General features: G+C 37.5%; 17 protein-coding genes. 7 read left to right on the top strand and 10 right to left on the bottom strand.

The window, feature by feature from the left end; genetic code table 11:
- Positions 1 to 8 precede the first annotated feature (8 nt).
- Positions 9 to 293, bottom strand: coding sequence for a tyrosine-type recombinase/integrase (locus B154_RS34055; protein WP_425423125.1), 285 nt, complete (start codon positions 291 to 293; stop codon positions 9 to 11).
- 294 nt (positions 294 to 587) lie between these two features.
- Here B154_RS34055 and B154_RS32065 point away from each other — a divergent pair, with 294 nt between their 5' ends.
- From B154_RS32065 to B154_RS32050, 4 genes are all read left to right on the top strand, one after another.
- Positions 588 to 881, top strand: coding sequence for a hypothetical protein (locus B154_RS32065; RefSeq protein WP_018617318.1), 294 nt, complete (start codon positions 588 to 590; stop codon positions 879 to 881).
- 90 nt (positions 882 to 971) lie between these two features.
- On the top strand, positions 972 to 1256 hold the full coding sequence (locus B154_RS32060) for a hypothetical protein (protein WP_018617316.1): 285 nt from the start codon (positions 972 to 974) through the stop codon (positions 1254 to 1256).
- A 51-nt stretch (positions 1257 to 1307) separates the two neighbouring features.
- Positions 1308 to 1709 (top strand): alpha-amylase family protein, encoded by a 402-nt coding sequence (locus B154_RS32055; protein WP_018617315.1) that lies wholly within the window; start codon positions 1308 to 1310, stop codon positions 1707 to 1709.
- A gap of 9 nt (positions 1710 to 1718) precedes the next feature.
- Complete coding sequence (locus B154_RS32050) at positions 1719 to 2258, top strand: hypothetical protein (protein ID WP_018617314.1); 540 nt, start codon at positions 1719 to 1721, stop codon at positions 2256 to 2258.
- A 530-nt stretch (positions 2259 to 2788) separates the two neighbouring features.
- Here B154_RS32050 and B154_RS32660 read toward each other — a convergent pair.
- The 4 genes from B154_RS32660 to B154_RS0126100 form a co-directional block, all read right to left on the bottom strand.
- Positions 2789 to 2956, bottom strand: coding sequence for a hypothetical protein (locus tag B154_RS32660; RefSeq protein ID WP_018617312.1), 168 nt, complete (start codon positions 2954 to 2956; stop codon positions 2789 to 2791).
- A 472-nt stretch (positions 2957 to 3428) separates the two neighbouring features.
- A complete protein-coding gene (locus B154_RS0126110) occupies positions 3429 to 3647 on the bottom strand; it encodes a tyrosine-type recombinase/integrase (protein ID WP_018617311.1) in 219 nt (72 codons plus the stop codon).
- The gene (locus tag B154_RS0126105) at positions 3644 to 4390 is read right to left on the bottom strand and encodes a tyrosine-type recombinase/integrase (protein WP_281166915.1); all 747 of its coding nucleotides are present in this window, start codon (positions 4388 to 4390) and stop codon (positions 3644 to 3646) included. Before B154_RS0126105 ends, B154_RS0126110 begins: the two co-directional genes overlap by 4 nt.
- Before the next feature lie 752 nt (positions 4391 to 5142).
- Positions 5143 to 5406 carry a hypothetical protein gene (locus B154_RS0126100; RefSeq protein WP_026260461.1) on the bottom strand — a complete coding sequence of 88 codons (264 nt, stop codon included), beginning with the start codon at positions 5404 to 5406 and terminating at the stop codon, positions 5143 to 5145.
- Between the two features lie 195 nt (positions 5407 to 5601).
- On the opposite strand from B154_RS0126100, the gene B154_RS0126095 reads away from it, so the two are divergent.
- On the top strand, positions 5602 to 6441 hold the full coding sequence (locus B154_RS0126095; protein ID WP_018617309.1) for a VOC family protein: 840 nt from the start codon (positions 5602 to 5604) through the stop codon (positions 6439 to 6441).
- A gap of 224 nt (positions 6442 to 6665) precedes the next feature.
- On the opposite strand, the gene B154_RS31130 is transcribed toward B154_RS0126095, so the two are convergent.
- From B154_RS31130 to B154_RS0126070, 5 genes are all read right to left on the bottom strand, one after another.
- Positions 6666 to 8810: an Ig-like domain-containing protein gene (locus tag B154_RS31130; protein ID WP_018617308.1), complete on the bottom strand. Its 2145-nt coding sequence runs from the start codon at positions 8808 to 8810 to the stop codon at positions 6666 to 6668.
- A gap of 403 nt (positions 8811 to 9213) precedes the next feature.
- Positions 9214 to 9975, bottom strand: coding sequence for a LytR/AlgR family response regulator transcription factor (locus tag B154_RS0126085; protein ID WP_018617307.1), 762 nt, complete (start codon positions 9973 to 9975; stop codon positions 9214 to 9216).
- A gap of 3 nt (positions 9976 to 9978) precedes the next feature.
- Positions 9979 to 11025: a sensor histidine kinase gene (locus B154_RS31125; RefSeq protein ID WP_018617306.1), complete on the bottom strand. Its 1047-nt coding sequence runs from the start codon at positions 11023 to 11025 to the stop codon at positions 9979 to 9981.
- 1 nt (position 11026) lies between these two features.
- Complete coding sequence (locus B154_RS31120; RefSeq protein WP_018617305.1) at positions 11027 to 12076, bottom strand: sensor histidine kinase; 1050 nt, start codon at positions 12074 to 12076, stop codon at positions 11027 to 11029.
- A gap of 1 nt (position 12077) precedes the next feature.
- Entirely contained in the window at positions 12078 to 12509 is a 432-nt protein-coding gene (locus tag B154_RS0126070) for a hypothetical protein (RefSeq protein WP_018617304.1), read from the bottom strand.
- A 352-nt stretch (positions 12510 to 12861) separates the two neighbouring features.
- Between B154_RS0126070 and B154_RS0126060 the strand changes: the two genes are divergently transcribed.
- Complete coding sequence (locus tag B154_RS0126060; RefSeq protein ID WP_018617302.1) at positions 12862 to 15318, top strand: outer membrane beta-barrel protein; 2457 nt, start codon at positions 12862 to 12864, stop codon at positions 15316 to 15318.
- A gap of 262 nt (positions 15319 to 15580) precedes the next feature.
- Entirely contained in the window at positions 15581 to 17035 is a 1455-nt protein-coding gene (locus B154_RS32045) for an AAA family ATPase (protein WP_018617300.1), read from the top strand.
- The last annotated feature ends 93 nt before the right edge of the window (positions 17036 to 17128 follow it).

Genomic DNA, 17128 nt, shown 5'->3' with positions numbered 1-17128 from the left:
ATTAAAAATTAGTAAGGGCCTTTATATACTGCGCCTTGTGCAGCCAAATCAAATCCAGCAAAATATTTTTCAGTTGTAGTAATACTTTGATGGCCGAGAGTTTGATTTGCAAGTTTTAGAGGTGTACCACTTCTTACTAGGATAGTGGCAAACGAGTGTCGGGCAACATAGGACGTTAATGCCAATTCAAAGCCAAGGGCCTTTCCTATTTTTTTGATCCAATCATTTGTAACATCTGTGAATTGTGTTATTTTCTTTCTTGCAATTTCTTCGGGATCTAATTTGTCAACTATCCCAAAGACATATTCGTCTGAATCTAAAGTTTTCGTACCCCCTTTTATTATAACTACTCTAACCTTATTTGAAATTGTTTATGCATTTTGATGTGCTAAACGAAATTAAACATTGGGAGTAGGTTTAACAATCCTACTCAAATTTTGATCAAAATCTACTATACCAATCGGATAAATAGATAGTGGTTTCTTTTTCCATATCTTTATTTGCCTGTGCGTTAAAGCGTCATTAACTTCAATAGGACTGCTGCAAGCAGCATGCAGCAGTATTATATTAGGATACAAATCATCGATATGCAAAGAAGACATTTTATTAAACTTTCTGCAGCTGCGGCTACGACTGCATTATTCAGCAGGATTACATATGCAACACCAACCGGAACCCCTTTCCTCAATTCACCCCAAGAGGTTTGGGCACAATCTGGCGATGAATGGTTTAAATTGACTCCAAGTAACGGTTTAAAAGTTAGTCATAGGGATATAGAGGTTACTGTTAAGACCAATGGTAATGGAAAAGGTGTGTATGTAAAATCCCCATCACAACAGTTGAACGCAGTTCGTTTAAAATGGCAGTATGATGTGCCCTGATCAGCAAAATTTCTCGGTGATCAGTGGGAGCGTTCTTATGGCGACCTGGAATGGAAAACTAAAAAGGAAGGCGTTAAAAACCCTTGGTATGTGATTTTGTATCATGGCAAACAAACTGTCTGCTTTGGCGTGAAAACCGGGGCCAACAGTACTTGCTGGTGGGGTTTACAAAGTGATAGGCTCGAACTTACTTTAGATACTCTTTCCGGTGGTAATGGTGTTTTGTTGGGCAATCGCACTCTGCATGCTGCAGACATTATAACCACCGCAGGAAAAGCCGGTGAAGACCCATTCTTAACGGATCACCGTTTCTGCGGTATGATGTGCGAAAAGCCCCGCTTGCCCAGGCAGCCTGTTTACGGCATAAACGACTAGTACTTTGCCTACGGAAAAAATGACTTCGATCTTATTAAGAAAACGACTGCAATGATGGCAGAACTTGTTACCGATAATAACAACAAGCCATTTTCAGTTATTGATGCCGGCTGGGCTACGTACTCGCCTCTATTACCTGGTCATGGCGGTTGGAACGATGATTTCTCCAAACCTAACGACAAGTTTAAAGACATGCACCTGTTGGGTGACGAGATTAAAAAGGTGGGCATGCGGCCTGGGTTGTGGATGCGTCCGCTTTGTGCCCGCCATGATGAAAAGGCAAGCCTGCTTGCTCCCAAAATTCCCGGCCGTGATAATCCTAAAAACCCGGTATTAGACCCGACTATACCCGAAAATGTCGAGCGCATCAAACCCAACTTCGATGTGTACAGGCAGTGGGGGTACGAGATGGTAAAACATGATTTCAGCACGTACGACATTACCGAAAGATAGGGCTTCGACATGAAACAAAGCATTACTGAACCCGGCTGGCGCTTTAACGACAGAAGTAAAACGACTGCAGAGATCATCCTCGACCTGTACAGGGCAATCCGTAGTGCTGCCGGTGATGGCATATATATCATCGGTTGCAATACGATGAGCCACCTGAGCGCCGGTATATTTGAGCTTTGCCGGATTGGGGATGATACCAGTGGTAAGGATTGGGGCAGAACACGCAAAATGGGCGTGAACACGCTCGCTTTTCGCCTGCCGCAACACAACAAGTTTTATGCTGCTGACCGTGACTGTGTTGGAATCACTACTGATATTGCCTGGAGTAAAAACAAGCAATGGATGCAACTGCTGGCCGAAAGCGGTGCCCCTCTTTTTATATCTGCTCAACCGGAAGCACTTGGCGAAGCCCAAAAAGCCGCGGTAAAACAAGCCTTCGCGCAGGCAGCAAAAGCGCAGCCTTTAGGAGAGCTATTAGACTGGCTCGATACTATCCTACCCGAAAAGTGGAAGCTTAATAATAAGATCGTAAGTTTTGACTGGACGTAAAAGGGGTAAGAGCAGGTTTTGCAATGCCCCATTTTAGGTGTTATCAACTGCAACAGAAGCTGAGGCATTATGTGTGGTGAATAATATCCGTAAGTGTGAGAATGTCCCCTTGCTCCCTTAAGTTTCAGCAAAGCGGGCACCGCAAAGAAAGAGGAGAATACAGTGAACAAATTCGTTTGCCGGGCTTTTATAATTTGAGGTTCGACGTGTTTTACATGTACGTTGAACGTGAGGAGAAATGTTGCTTTTAGAACAACAGGTGTTTAAGTGGCAGGGTTGGCAAGGATGGTTGCAAACAAGCTGTCCTAATTTTGGACGGGCAGTTCCACCAAAAGCCCACAACCGCTCCCCAGGTTAATTCCACAGATTTGGTTTTCTAAGTAGTTCCTGTCTTTATGAGGTCTAATGCCTCGTCCGGGTAAATATTCATTAATGATAACCTGGTCCGGCTGGTTAATCAGTATGTTCTGATCCACCATTTGCTCCGATAATTGTTTGATCAATGGAGGGAGGCATGGGAACAGGAAACTCTACCAGGTCATAGGTTTTTCCAGTTCATTTCTGTAACCATAATATTGCAGCCGTCTGTCATAGTCTACAACCCATTTCTGATTATCTGTTTCGTTCATTAATTCATTTTCCAGGGAACTAGTTATAAAATCCGGATGTAGTATAAATCCAGGTACTATTGTTTCCATAATGTGATTAATATCTTTTAAAACGGAAGTGGGACAGAAAGGTTCAATTAGTAACATTATTTCAATTCAGCCATCATTTCCGTAACAAAAACAAAGCAGCTTATAACGTAGCTCCTCTGTAATATGAGATTCTGAAACGTGCGGAATAACTTATCTTCGACAAGCATGGGTTGTAAGATTTGAATAGACAACAATAAAAAGTTCCCTGTCAACCCCTGCTCGTTTAAGTGTTCAAGGGATCACTTAAATGCTTAATGATAGCAGGACTTGTCCCGCCAAAGTTTACAAAAGTTGATGTATTGGTTCAGATGAGCGACGAACAAATGATGAACAACCCACCCCTACAGCACTTGTTGTCCAAAAGACGCCGGAACCCTTCTTGGTAGTAATCTCAACATTCGGTAAACGTAAATTCAAATACTTCGAAAACCACTGTAAGCTAACCTTCAAATGTTCCAAGCATGTTTCAGTACTAAAAATTAGTAAGAGCCTTTATATACTGCGCCTGTGCAGCCAAATCAAACCCGGCAAAATATTTTTCAGTTGTAGTAATACTTTGATGGCCGAGGGTCTGACTTGCAAGTTTTAGAGGTGCACCACTTCTCACCAGGATGGTGGCAAACGAATGTCGGGCAACATACGAGGTTAGCGCTAATTCAAAGCCAAGAGCTTTTCCTATTTTTTTGGTCAATCATTTGTAACATCAGTAAACTGTTTTATTTTCTTCCTTACAACTTCTTCCTGATCTGATTTGTCAACTATACCAAACAGGTATTCGTCCCGATCCAAAGTTTTCGTACCCCATTTCCTGATTATGTCATCTATATAAGGATTACGTATGACTGTAATTATAACGGGGTTTCCTCTTGTAGCTCTCTTCGTTTTTTCCCGTTTAAAAGTAATGTACTTTGCATGAACATCTCTTTGTTTAAGCTGTCCAATATCCATCATATTCATCCCGTTGCATAAATAACTGAATATCCAAAAATCCCTGGCTCTTTCCATCCCGATACCTTCGGTAACTTCATAGTCGAAAATTTGTTTTACCTGTTGGATATCCAATGCTTTTTTAACATTCAGTCCGGTAGGAAGAACATATTTCCTTCTTCCAAATGGATAAATATTTTCATTAAGAATTCCCTTTGCTTTTCCCAGGTTTATTACCGCCCTTAAAGTTCCGAGATATATTCCAACCGTTGTTATAGATTTACCCCTTGACAACATCCAGTTTTCAAAACCTTGTAAGAACTCAGGTGTGATATCCTCAAACTTTAGAAAGCTTTTATATTTTTTTAGAGAACTAATAGATGTCTTGTAACTGTCTATCGTTCCAAACTGCTTATTCATTTTTAATTGTTCAATATATAGGTCATATAGCTTCTCGACACTCTGGTAATGTGCTTTCTCGTTGAAAAAGTCAAATTCAAACTGGATAAAAGAAAAAGGCCGAATATGATCGCAACATTTTTGTGCCGCCGATTCTATTACCCCGATTTCATTTTTAATTTTTCTTAAAGGACCCTTTGCTTCTGCACTATTAATTACTTCCCACTCCCTGTCATCAGCATCTTAAGTGGTATAATAATATTTCCTAACTCCTTTGAAGGAAATTCTTAATTTTAAGGAGTATCTATTATTTTTTTTAGATTTGTGTGGTCAGGTACTACCTTTACACCGACTTTCTCTAGTTTTAAATATTACTTATTTGTAATTCTTCAATACCAAAAAAGAGACCATTTTTGCCAAAATGACTGCGACTAACCACAAGCAAGTTAAATAATTAATTTTTATAAAACAATATGAACCACAGAATTACTAATAAAACGACCTAACTGAAAGCAACTGAAACTGACAGTTTGGCGCTCATAATCAGGTGATCCTAGGTTCAAATCCTAGTGGCCCACTTCAAATAAGCACTTAGAAATTAAAAATCTAAGTGCTTATTTTTTTAAGGCATCTCTACGCGAATTTCTCCTTTTTACTGTTGTGGCTTCCGATGATAGTTCCCGTTTGGTGTTTAATTGTTACTCTAATTGTGCTCTTGAGGGGCGATAAAACTTTATCGGGTAATGACAGCGCCAATGAGGGCAGAATTACAAATATTAACTTTCGAGCGTTTACAATCCCGGTACACCTGTCATCAAAACCTTTCAGGGCAATTCGTTCTCCACTGGTGATCTCGATATTTAAGGCTCGCTTCCATAGCCACTCGTTACCATAGCGAAAGTTGATGTCCTTGCTGTAAATAATATTTTGCCTTTATATATCAAAGAGTTGTCAAAGCCAAATTTCATTTTGTCCATATCATTCAAATCCTGTGAAATTGCTCCTATTTTTTCTGCGTGAACATCTTTTAGCCGTGAAGTACTCTTTTCCGCGTTGTTTTGGAAAGTATTCATAGCTATCATAGGAATGCCTCCTTTTTCTTGTTTTTTCTTTTTCCCGGGCACCCAATTTCTGTTTTCTTTCCACTATTTCCCTTTCTATTTTTTCAATTATATTGTTGATGCATATGCTGATTTTGTCGCATTTACCACTCTAGAATGTCTTAATATCCTCTACGACACAACAATTGGAGGAGTAATTTTGCCCTAGCCTTGTTACAAAGCAACAAACCAAAAATTAAGAACTCAAAAAACCAGAACATGAATAACAACATTTTTCCCTGCCTGTGGTTTGACGGTAAGGCCAAAGAAGCAGCGGATTTTTATTGCACTATTTTCGGCAATTCAAAAATTACTACCGATACACCAATGGTGGTGCAGTTTGAGATTGAGGGTAAAAAGCTGATGGGCCTGAACGGCGGACCTATGTTTACCATTAACCCCTCCATCTCACTGTTTGTTACCTGCCACACAAATGAAGAAATAGACCGAATTTATAAAAAGCTTTTCGAAGGCGGCAGTGCTATGATGCCTTTAGATAAATATCCATGGAGTGAGAAGTATGCATGGGTCGTTGATAAATTCGGCATGACATGGCAACTGATGCTTGGTAATTTACCTGAAGACGCACAGAAGGTGGTCGCTTCTTTCCTGTTTGTCGGCCAACAATATGGTAAAGCACAAGATGCAATGAAACATTATACGTCTATATTTCCAAATTCTGCTATTTATCATTTAGAAACGTATAAAGCAGGTGAAGAACAGCCGGAAGGCAACTTGAAATTTGGACATTTTGCTCTGAATGGTGAAATGTTTGCAACGATGGATGGCGCCGGTAATCATAATTTTCAATTTAATGAAGGTGTTTCTTTGATGGTAGAATGTGAAACACAGCAAGAGATTGATCACTATTGGACTAAACTTACTGAAGGTGGGGCGGAATCAAGATGCGGATGGCTTAAAGATAAGTTCGGCATATCCTGGCAAATCGTACCCCAAGTCTTAAGTAACCTTATGAAGGACCCTGCAAAAGCGCAAAGAGTTATGGCAGAAGTGATGAAAATGAAAAAGCTGGACATACCAACTTTGGCAAATGCATAAAATGTAAACACTAAAACGGAGACATAGACATTAGATATAATAGCGTCTCAACTGTTTGAACTTTTATACAGGGAACGCTGGAAACATGCTGCAGCTAAGCCTTTTCTATTTCAACGTTCCCTGGTTAATGGTGCTTGTTAATTTGGAAAGCACAACCACCAACAAGATGCCCACAAAGCTTGTAGTCATCAAGCTGTTCCTTTATAAGGAGAACAATAAGATTTCTACTTCAACTTTACAAATTGTTGATACAAATTCATGTCGCCGTTTTGTACTTTAATAAAATATACTCCCTCTGCTAAAGACGAAATATCAATTTGTATAACATTGTTTGTGCTAGTTTGCATTGTTTTTATAACCGCTCCGCTATTAGATATAATTGATATGGTTGACTTTTTGTTTCGCATTCCTGTTAGACTGATAATTAAAATATCTCTGGCAGGATTAGGTTGAAGTCGTAACGTTTTCATTCCAACTATCTGCACGCCAGATGGTTTTCTACCATTAGAAATTGTTGCATTAGTTACGGTTATAGATATTGGGTCAGATACAGCAGAGAGACCTTTTGCATCATAAGCCTTTGCTACTATTTTGTATGTTCCTGGTTGTACATTTACCCAGTTATAAGCGTATGGATAAATGTATTCTGTTCTCAATAAGGACGTTCCATTATAAAACTCTACTTTACGTATCCGGTCATTTGCGTCATGCGCTTGAGCAACCAAACCGATAGTTGCAGGTCCGGTATAAGTTGTATCGTTTACAGGACTTACAATACTTACTACCGGAGCTACATTTGTATCTACGACTGAAACCTTGATATTGTTGGATGTTGTTACATTGCCACTATTGTCGTAAGCTTTTGCAGTAAGGGTGTAATTGCCTAAGGGAACATTATCCCATAAAAACCCATAAGGAGATACAGTTTCAGTATGAAGCAGAGTTGAGTCATTATAAAATCGCACTTTAATTATTTTACCGTCTTCATCTGTTGCTGTAGCATTGAGTTTAATTCTTGCTGGGGCAGCATATTTTGTAATATTGTAAGGGATGGAGAGACTTACAGTTGGAGGTTTATTTTTGTTTTCATTATCGAGTAAGTACCTAGCAACAATTCCGACAGAGGTGCTGTTTCCTCCGGAGTCTACAACTCCTCCAAAGCCTACACCATATAATGATTTTCCTGAAATGGCTATAGCATTGATTGAGTTGTATCCTGTACTTGCTTTCGTAACCTTTTTTCCGTACTCTCCAAAAGTGCTGTCTAAACTTCCATTTGTGTCTAACCTAAGAAGCGCAAAGTTCCCATCAGAATTTCCTGCGATTACAATCTTTCCATCATCTTGAAAAGCTACACTATTCGCTACATCATTTGACCCAAGTTGTTGTGAACTAAACCTATAATCACTAAAATTAATGACGGTCCCGTCAGTATTATAGCGGGCAAAGACAAAATCATTGTTATAATCCTCCTCAGTTGCGTGATAGACATAACCTACTGCTACAATCTTTCCATCATTTTGTATAGCGACAGATCTAGGATAACCATACTCAAACATACCAGATTTAGTAACTTCAATTCCATCATTTGAAAAAGTACTATCAAGGGTGCCATCCGCATTATAGCGGACAAGGACGAATGCAGCAAAACTAGCAGCATCATAAATGACAACATTGTAAAATTCTTCCCATGACACAGAGCCTGCCACTACAATCTTTCCATCACTTTGTATAGCTATTGCCGCTGAAGTAGCATTTACATCGTCTGCACGCGAATTTGGTAGAATGGGAGTTGTTTGCTTTCCAACCTGCGAGAAAGTAGAATCAATGGTGCCATCAGTGTTATACCGGGCGAGCGCAAAAACCTCACCTTCATCTGTGACGGCAGAACCTGCCACCACTATCTTTCCATTGCTTTGCACGGCTCCACACGAAACCCCGGCAGAGAAAAATGTTAAGCTTGATTTTGAAAATGTAGAATCACGGCTACCATCAGTATTATAACGGTCAAGAAAATTAGAGTCTTGGCGACCATAGACAATAATCTTTCCATCATTTTGTCTAGCGATAGGGTTTAAACTAACATTGCCACTGATGGACCCAATTGTCTTCCCATCGCCTGAGAAGGTAGTATCAAGGGTGCCATCAGTATTATACTTGGCAAGTGCGAGGTTTTCCCCAGTTTTGCCTATCACCTCAATTTTTTCATCTCCTTGTATCACTACCTGGGAATAACCGGTAGGAGTTCCGCCAAAACTTGTTCGAACTATTCCGCTATCACCAAAGGAAGCGGCAAGCCTGCCGGCTTGCGAATAACTAACTTTTAAGATGATAAAAAAAGGCGCAATTATTAGTATAAACTTTTTCATATGGAAAAGATTTAGAAAATATCGATTATTCTTAATGAGCCTTGAATATGTAATAAACTTATTTCCTCTATTCTATGCCATAAAGTTTGATAGTTAATAGCAGCTTTTTTATGACCGAAGCGAGAATGTATGATGATTTCGGTCAAAGTGCCTTATCCTCTAGATATTTATAACAGTTGAAAAAAACTATTGGGAGAGTGTTGACCTAACAATAGGGATAGTAGGTATAAGCTAAATCATTAGTAGTCATGCAAGTGAAAGCTTTAATAAATAAAGAATTTCACGAGCGACTTTTTATTTGGGAACTTTGATAGCAGTTAAAGATGCTGCCGACAATGCGGTGTAATCCTATCCTTTAGTTAACACTTCATTCATTGTTTAATACTGCCCTTTTTTAAGCACACTACTTTCCCAGCCAGTCTTTAAACTCAACCACTTTATCCAAACTTACAAATACATCTTCTTTCATGACCGGTATAAGATCCAATTTTATTTTACCCTTTGGAAATACGTGAATGTTGGCAATACCATTTAACCTGACTATCATCTGCCGGTTAACTCGATAATATTCTTTTGGGTTTAGCATCATTGACAGCCTGTCTAAGCTGTGATCTATGGGAAAGCGCTGGTTGTCTTTCGTGACCAGGAAAGTGATTTTTTCTGCACTGTAGAAATAATTGATTTCATTGGTTTCTATGGTTTTTAAACGAGAACCAATAGAAACCAGAAACCGGTCTTTGTACCCGGGTTCTTTCTTATGCAATGATTTCAATAACATCTCAACACTCTGATTTTCTTCATGAGGTTGCGCATGAATCCGCTTGTATTTTTCAATTGCCTGCACCAACTCATCATAATTCAAAGGCTTCATCAGGTAGTCAACACTATTGACCTTAAATGCCTGAATGGTGTATTCATCATACGCGGTTGTGAAAATTACCGGAATTTGAAGGTTAATATTTTCAAAGATGCTAAAGCTTTGACCATCTTCAAGATGAATATCCATAAAGACAAGGTCTGGGTCAGGATTATTTTTGAACCAGTCAATGGCTTCACTCACCGATGGAAGTTCAGCCAACACATCAATATCTGCATCATATCTTTTTAACATCCCCTGCAGCCTTTGTGCGGTTAAATGCTCATCTTCTACAATAACAACTTTCATTTCTTATGATTTTAATAATGGGATTGTTGCCCTGAAGTAGTCATCTGTTTTTTCAATAATTATTTTTTTATCAGTTACCATGGCATAACGGCTCCTGATATTTTCAAGTCCAATTCCTGTCGATGTTTCATTTTGGTCTCTTGTATTAATATTATTTTCCACCACAAGATTTTCTTCAACGGTTTTCACGGTTATTGTCAAAGGATGTGAAGCAGACATTTTGTTGTGCTTTACTGCATTTTCTATTAGCAATTGTAATGTCAGCGGTGGTAATTTATAGTTCTCAATGTCTATATTGATTTCCCGTATTAACTGCACTTTTTGCTCGAACCGGATTTGCAATAAAAAGAAATATGCATCAAGAAATTCCAATTCCTTTTTTAATGTTACCAGTTCGAGTTCTTTTTGGTCCAAAATATACCTGTAAGCGCGCGATAATTGAATAATAAATCGTTCTGACAATTCTGCATTGACGTGTACAAGAGAAGACAAAACGCTAAGGCTATTAAATAAAAAGTGAGGGTTTACCTGGCTTCTGAGAGCCTGTAAACGTACCTGCGCAAATTCCTTTTGTAGCTGCTCTGCCTGTGCCGCTTTTTGCTGCGCAAGTTTATAAAAATTAAGTCCTGATTGAAAAACAAAAATAAACACCGTTGCTATCATGAAAAGCCCGATATATTGTCTGAAAACCCATGTGTCGGTAGGAAAGGATTCGACATGGCGAACAGGAGCTTCGATTTTTTGAACTACAAAAATCAGCCACCAATAAGTAAAAAACCATATAACAGGCAATTCGAGAAAGTAGCGGATAGGATTGGTTTGATATCCTTTTATGAAAAAGTTAATGACCTGGATAACAGCGTACGCAATTATGGTAATGCCGCCAATTCGGAGTGGAGTAAAAAACAGTTCCCGCAGCAGTATCTGCCTTGTCATTTCATCATTGATATAAGCAAACAACAAGGGAAAAACAATACTGATGCTCAACATGACAATTAATGTCAGCTTCAGTGTAGAAACAGGTTTATATGACAGCGACAGATTATTCATTTTATAACAAAGGATAAAGTATTGTACTTGTTTCTCCGTGTGAAATGATTTGCATCGGTCGTTCAGGCAACAAGTAACTGTATCGTTCTTTTAGTGTCATCAATTGTTTTTCACTGTTGCCTTCTATTTGTGACTTTGCCTGGCAACAGTAGTTTATAAGTAAATCATTGTCTTCTGTGCTTAATTCTACGACAAGTGGTTTTGCTGCAGACATAGCGTTGTTGGCAATAATGTATTCCAAAGCAATCATCAACGAATGTGGTGGCAATTCTTTATTCAACTCCGTTTCATTTACCTGCACTTTAAATTGTAGCTTTTTGCCAAATCTTTGCTCCACCAGGTATTTATATCCTTCAAAAAACTCCATCTCCTTCTTCAGCGGCACCTTTTCTTTGTCCTTTTGCTCCAGTAGATAACGATAACTTTTCGACAATTTCCCAATAAATTCTTCAGCTTTATCAGCGTCAGTATACACAAGTGAAGTCAATATGCTAAGGCTGTTAAAAAGGAAATGCGGATTTAACTGGTTCTTCAATCCTTCAAACTGAGATTGCGTATATTCTCTTTGCCATTGTACCAGCTCAAGCTGCTTCTGCTGCAGGTATTGAAAAATGCGGAAGCTGGTGACCATCGCATAAATAACAAGCAGGAAAGTCATGCTCATCATTTGCAATTGTCTCAACTTGGGGTTAAGGGTAGCCGGGCTTTCAGCAACGACTGTATACTTAATGAACAAGAACCTAAAAATTTCCTGAACGATAAAACCAGCGATAGAGACAAACAGGATTTCCTGCAAAAAACGACTGATTGAGTTAGGGGCAGAAGCGTACTTTTTATTGAAGTAATTTACGGTGTAATAAACAAGGTAAAAAAGGGCAATAGTTTGTAAAATAATCGGCCACGCTTCCGTAAGGTATTGTCGCACAGCCACAAGTGGTAGCAATCGACCGTTGTTTATATAAACAAGGGTTTCGCCGAGAATGGTATTAACAGCAAGCCCTGCTAAGGGTATAGCTACATGTTTACTTTTATAGAAGGGTCTGGCTGTCATTTTAACGGGTGAAATAGTAAATATAAGTAACAACAGTGGTCTCTAAAGTAAGCGAATGGAGAATAGTATGTTCCAGGTTGGGTATTGGGTTATTTTTTATAGGTGGTAATACAATTATGGTTTCTTTAAATATTCGGTCATACGTTTTAATCCATTCTTCTGTTGGGTTAAACAAATAATGCTTCCACCAGTTCAGGTATTCGCCTGCTAGTAGAACAGGGTAAATAAAAAGAGAAGCGGTCACCATCCATTTTATTCTAAAAACCCATCCAATCACTGGCACTGCCATAATAACGCCATTAACAAAACATTCCAGTAATCTTTCTTTAATGGTATAGTTTCTTACATTATTAAAAGGATAAAAATTAACGAGAGTAGTAGCCTGATGAAACAAAAGCAGAACGAGTTGAAATACGATGACGATTATTTCCATAAACACTTAATTTTTTATCATTTATTATATGTATGCTGAAGCTTGAGTTTTGCCTGCAAATTAGAGTAACTAAAAAAATCGAGGGTTGGTTTTACTGATGAATGACGGTTTTCGCCCGATGAAAGACTAATAGTAAAAAGGCCTATAAAAGTTGTCTTTTATAACAATCGTCCGTCATTAAGAATTGTAGCTGAATAATAATTATAGTAAAATCGGTAAACGCTTCCAGGCTTTCGTCACCTCTAATCGGCACTCTTCTCCCTCTTTCAGTCATTCGTCTTTAATCATTTTCAAACGTTTTTGTTTTTATATCTCTTTGTTTCATCAAAATTAAAAATCAAAACAAACAGATATGAAACGCTTAACAACCTTTCTTGCCGCTGTTCTTTTGCTTGTTGCAACAGCTACAAAAGCCCAGGAAAATTTGACTCAGTTAAAAACTTCTACTACCGTTTTATCAGGCAATGTTACTGATGAAAATAGCAACGCGCTTACTTATGCTACCATTAGTCTTTTCAAGTTACAAGACTCTTCATTGGTAAAAACCACCATGACAGACTCTGTTGGAAATTATGGTTTTAAAAATGTTGCACCCGGCAAGTATTTGATTTCAGCAACAATGACAGGATATAATGAGCTAAAAAAATCAATAGCTGTAACTGACAACGCGGCCGAAATAAATGTGCCTTCAATAGTATTAAATGCAAATGCCAAAGCTTTAAAAGCAGTTACGGTTACAGCAAAGAAACCTTTTATCGAACGTAAGATAGACCGGACTGTACTCAATGTAGAAAACAGTACAATTTCTGCAGGTTCAACAGTTATGGAAGTTTTGGAAAAAGCTCCCGGAATTATTGTAGACAAAGATGGCAACATCTCAATGAATGGGAAAAGTGGCGTGTTAGTTATGATAGATGGTAAGCCAACCTATATGAGCAATAATGAACTCGCGCAGTTATTAAAAACGATGCAAAGCAACCAGGTAGAAAGCATTGAATTTATTACCAATCCATCTGCCAAATATGATGCCGCGGGTAATTCAGGTATCATTAATATTAAAACCAAAAAGAGTAAAACGGTAGGCACTAATGGTACAGCAACCATCGGTGGCGGATATGGAAATGATTATAAAAACAATACAGGCTTAACCTTAAATCATCGTAACGACAGGCTGAATGTTTTTGGCAACTATAACTATGGCAACAATCATACAGGCAGAACATTAAATATAAATAGAGTAACCCGCCTTTACAATCAAAACACTTATTTTTCCCAAAAACAGGTTGAAGACAGAAACTACAGCAACAACAACTTTAAAGCTGGTGCGGATTTCTTCATTAATTCGAAAAACACTTTGGGAATCCTGGTTAATGGTTATATAAACAATGGAAAGAACTTTTCTAAAAACCTTACTAAAATTGGCAATACAGAGAAGGGAACCGATTCGACAATTGATGTAATCGGCGACAACAACGGACATTACAGAAATATGGCTTATAACATTAATTATAAAGGGGTTTTAGACAGTTTAGGACAAGAGCTTACTATAGATGCAGATTATTCTCATAATACTTCGAGAGACTTTACTACTTATGATAACTATTTTCTTGACAATGCTGGTGAGACTTTTAAAGCTCCTTATTTAAACCGGAATACAACTCCATCTACAATTAATATTAAATCTATTAAAGCTGATTATGTTTACCCTGTTTCAAAAACTATAAAGGTGGAAGCAGGCTTAAAAAGCAGCATTGTTCGTACAGATAACGACCTGAACTTCGAAGAGCTTGAAAACGATAGCTGGAAAAATAATATCACCCGCAGCAACCATTTTGTTTATGATGAAACAATTCATGCAGGCTATCTAAATGCAAACAAGCAATTTAAAACCACTTCAATTCAATTTGGCGTTCGTGCAGAAAAAACCATTTCAAAAGGCAACTCTATTACAGAAAATAAAATCGTAAAAAGAAACTACTTCGATTTATTTCCGAGCTTATTTATCAACCAATCATTCAACGACAAACATAGCGCAACATTCTCTTACAGTCGCCGTATCGACCGTCCGAGTTATGATGCTTTAAATCCATTTGTTTACTATCTTGACCAGTACACTTTTCAAAAAGGTAATCCATTCCTTAATCCTCAATACACTCATTCTTTTGAACTTACCTACATGTTTAAAAGAAAATATACTGCTACTTTTGGCTATAGCTTGACCAAGGACATCATTACAGATGTTATCTTACCAGACACTTTAAGAAAGGGTCTTTATCAAACTTCTGCCAATGTAAAAAACGCAAACTTTTATAACCTTACCATTAATGCCCCTGTTACAATAAGCAAATGGTGGAGTGCTAATAATACAATTACTGCTTTCAACAACCAATATCATACAACAGGTCTTGAAGGGCTTGAATTGAAAGCGAACAAAACAAGCTTTTATTTCAGCAGCAATCACAACTTTACATTGCCCAAAGCATTTGCCGCTGAAGTATCAGGAAATTACAGGTCTTCCATGGTTTATGGAACATTGAATATAGGAAGTGAATATGGCGTAGACTTTGGATTAAATAAATCATTAGCAAACAAAAAGGCTAACATTAAATTTTCGGGGAGTGATATATTTAACACAAGACAACAAAAAATACACAGCACGCTAAGCAATGTAAATTATAACCTTTTACAAAAGCCTGAGACCCGCGTTTTCCGCCTGACTTTTACTTATCGTTTAGGAAGCAGCACTATTAAAGAAGCAAGAAATCGTTCAACTGGTTTAGAAAGTGAGCAAAGTAGAATTAAAAAATAAATGTTTCTGGTTTTGGTTTTGCCCCTTCAACAGGTGTACCTGTTAAGGGGTTTTTTATTAGAAGACAGATATATTTTATTAACTACCTTTTGACCGTAATAAACACATATTTTTTAATAAAAAAATAAGTATGCTTAAAAAAAGAGCGGAGATATTTTCTTTGTTATTGATCTTTTAACAACCATTTTTAAAAAATATAATTCTAGATGAATTACCTGATTTATATTTCATTTTGCAAAGTCGATCAAACGAACTTTTAAATATGCCGAAATTATTATTAGAATACAAAGGTGTGCCAGCAGTTTTAAACCATCGGTTTAAGAAAATTGACAACATTACATTTATCACTGTTTATACAACTGGCCAAAATGACTATAACCGGAAAGACTTTGAAGACTTAGAGCAAGCTATTGATTTTAATCCTGAAAGGGCAATTCTTAAATTAATGTTCGTTTATTTAAAATCTGTGAACAACGGTATTAATTATGTAATTTATCAGTCAGTCAATTTTGCAAACAATAAACTATTTATAAGCGATGTGTCAGAACTGTTGCACAAGGGGTTTAAATTTACTGTTGATTTTGGACTTGAATCTTTTCGCTTAAAAAAAATTAAATTATCTGTTGCTGCAACAAAGACCGGGGGTTATGAAATAAGTTATGTAAGACGCAAAACCATTAAAACAGACATAGGTAAAACGTATGAGTTGCTCGACTCTTTTTACGAGACGTTTCCACGTTTTGAAGACATTTTCCTGGAAACTCTTTTTATGTTAGATATAATGTCAACCAATTACCTGGTTGCAAACAAAGAGGAATTGGAGGCATACTTTTTACAAGGCAAAATAAGCATTGGTAAAAACAGAAAGGTCAGCATAGCGAAAACTAACTCTCAGTTAGCTGACATTAATGAACAATCGGAACAACAAATTGAACTATCTAACTTAATTGGTCTAAATACAATAAAACTCGAAATTCAAGAGCTAAAGAGTTTAGCTCAATTTAGAAAAAAAAGAATTGAATTCAAGTTACCTGTTACGCCTTCAACATTGCACCTTGTTTTTACGGGAAATCCCGGAACAGGCAAAACAACAGTAGCCAGGCTTTTAGGACAAATTTATTACGACATAGGTCTTTTGTCTTCAAACAAAGTAGTTGAAGTAAGCAGAGCTGATCTTGTTGGACAATATGTGGGACATACAGCGCCAAAAACACAAAGAGTTTTTGAAAGTGCCTTAGGAGGTATTCTTTTTATTGACGAAGCATATTCTCTTTTTAAAACCGGCAGTGATTTCGGTAACGAAGCAGTTGAAACCCTTTTAAAACTAATGGAAGATAACAGAGAAAAAATTGTAGTTATAATTGCTGGCTATCCTAAACAAATTGACGAATTGCTTTCTTCGAATCCCGGGCTAAAGTCAAGATTTTCCAAAACGTTGCACTTTCCAGATTATTCAAAAGAAGAGCTGAGTCAAATATTTCAAAAAATGTCAGCTGATTATCATAATCGATTATCTAAAGGCGCAAAACATAAAATAGAGTTCTTAATTGATAAGTATTACGAATCGGGCCTTTTCAACTCCAATGCAAGATCTGTAAGAAATATATTCGAGGAAACAATTAAAAGACAGTCATTCAGGGTTTCACAAATTGAAAATCTTACGCAAGATGAAATAACATGTTTTATTGATAAGGATATACCAGACAAGTTGCAATAGAAACAAGAGTATAGCATGATTTTGAATAAAGACGTGAGAATTTTATATAGGTTGCAAGATTAAATCAGTTATAGGCATAATGAAAGAACCTTT

The organism is Segetibacter koreensis DSM 18137 (assembly GCF_000374045.1).
Lineage (GTDB): Bacteria > Bacteroidota > Bacteroidia > Chitinophagales > Chitinophagaceae > Segetibacter > Segetibacter koreensis.
Note: the sequence above shows the minus strand (reverse complement) of the source record. Positions and strands in the feature narration are given on the sequence as shown.

Excerpts from the sequence above, each read along its gene's own strand:
- B154_RS0126060 (WP_018617302.1), top strand. The coding sequence starts at position 12,862 with ATGAAACGCTTAACAACCTTTCTTGCCGCTGTTCTTTTGCTTGTTGCA.
- B154_RS31125 (WP_018617306.1), bottom strand. The coding sequence starts at position 11,025 with ATGAATAATCTGTCGCTGTCATATAAACCTGTTTCTACACTGAAGCTG.
- B154_RS31120 (WP_018617305.1), bottom strand. The coding sequence starts at position 12,076 with ATGACAGCCAGACCCTTCTATAAAAGTAAACATGTAGCTATACCCTTA.
- B154_RS32045 (WP_018617300.1), top strand. The coding sequence starts at position 15,581 with ATGCCGAAATTATTATTAGAATACAAAGGTGTGCCAGCAGTTTTAAAC.
- B154_RS32065 (WP_018617318.1), top strand. The coding sequence starts at position 588 with ATGCAAAGAAGACATTTTATTAAACTTTCTGCAGCTGCGGCTACGACT.
- B154_RS32660 (WP_018617312.1), bottom strand. The coding sequence starts at position 2,956 with ATGGAAACAATAGTACCTGGATTTATACTACATCCGGATTTTATAACT.
- B154_RS32055 (WP_018617315.1), top strand. The coding sequence starts at position 1,308 with ATGATGGCAGAACTTGTTACCGATAATAACAACAAGCCATTTTCAGTT.
- B154_RS0126095 (WP_018617309.1), top strand. The coding sequence starts at position 5,602 with ATGAATAACAACATTTTTCCCTGCCTGTGGTTTGACGGTAAGGCCAAA.
- B154_RS0126085 (WP_018617307.1), bottom strand. The coding sequence starts at position 9,975 with ATGAAAGTTGTTATTGTAGAAGATGAGCATTTAACCGCACAAAGGCTG.
- B154_RS0126070 (WP_018617304.1), bottom strand. The coding sequence starts at position 12,509 with ATGGAAATAATCGTCATCGTATTTCAACTCGTTCTGCTTTTGTTTCAT.
- B154_RS32050 (WP_018617314.1), top strand. The coding sequence starts at position 1,719 with ATGAAACAAAGCATTACTGAACCCGGCTGGCGCTTTAACGACAGAAGT.
- B154_RS31130 (WP_018617308.1), bottom strand. The coding sequence starts at position 8,810 with ATGAAAAAGTTTATACTAATAATTGCGCCTTTTTTTATCATCTTAAAA.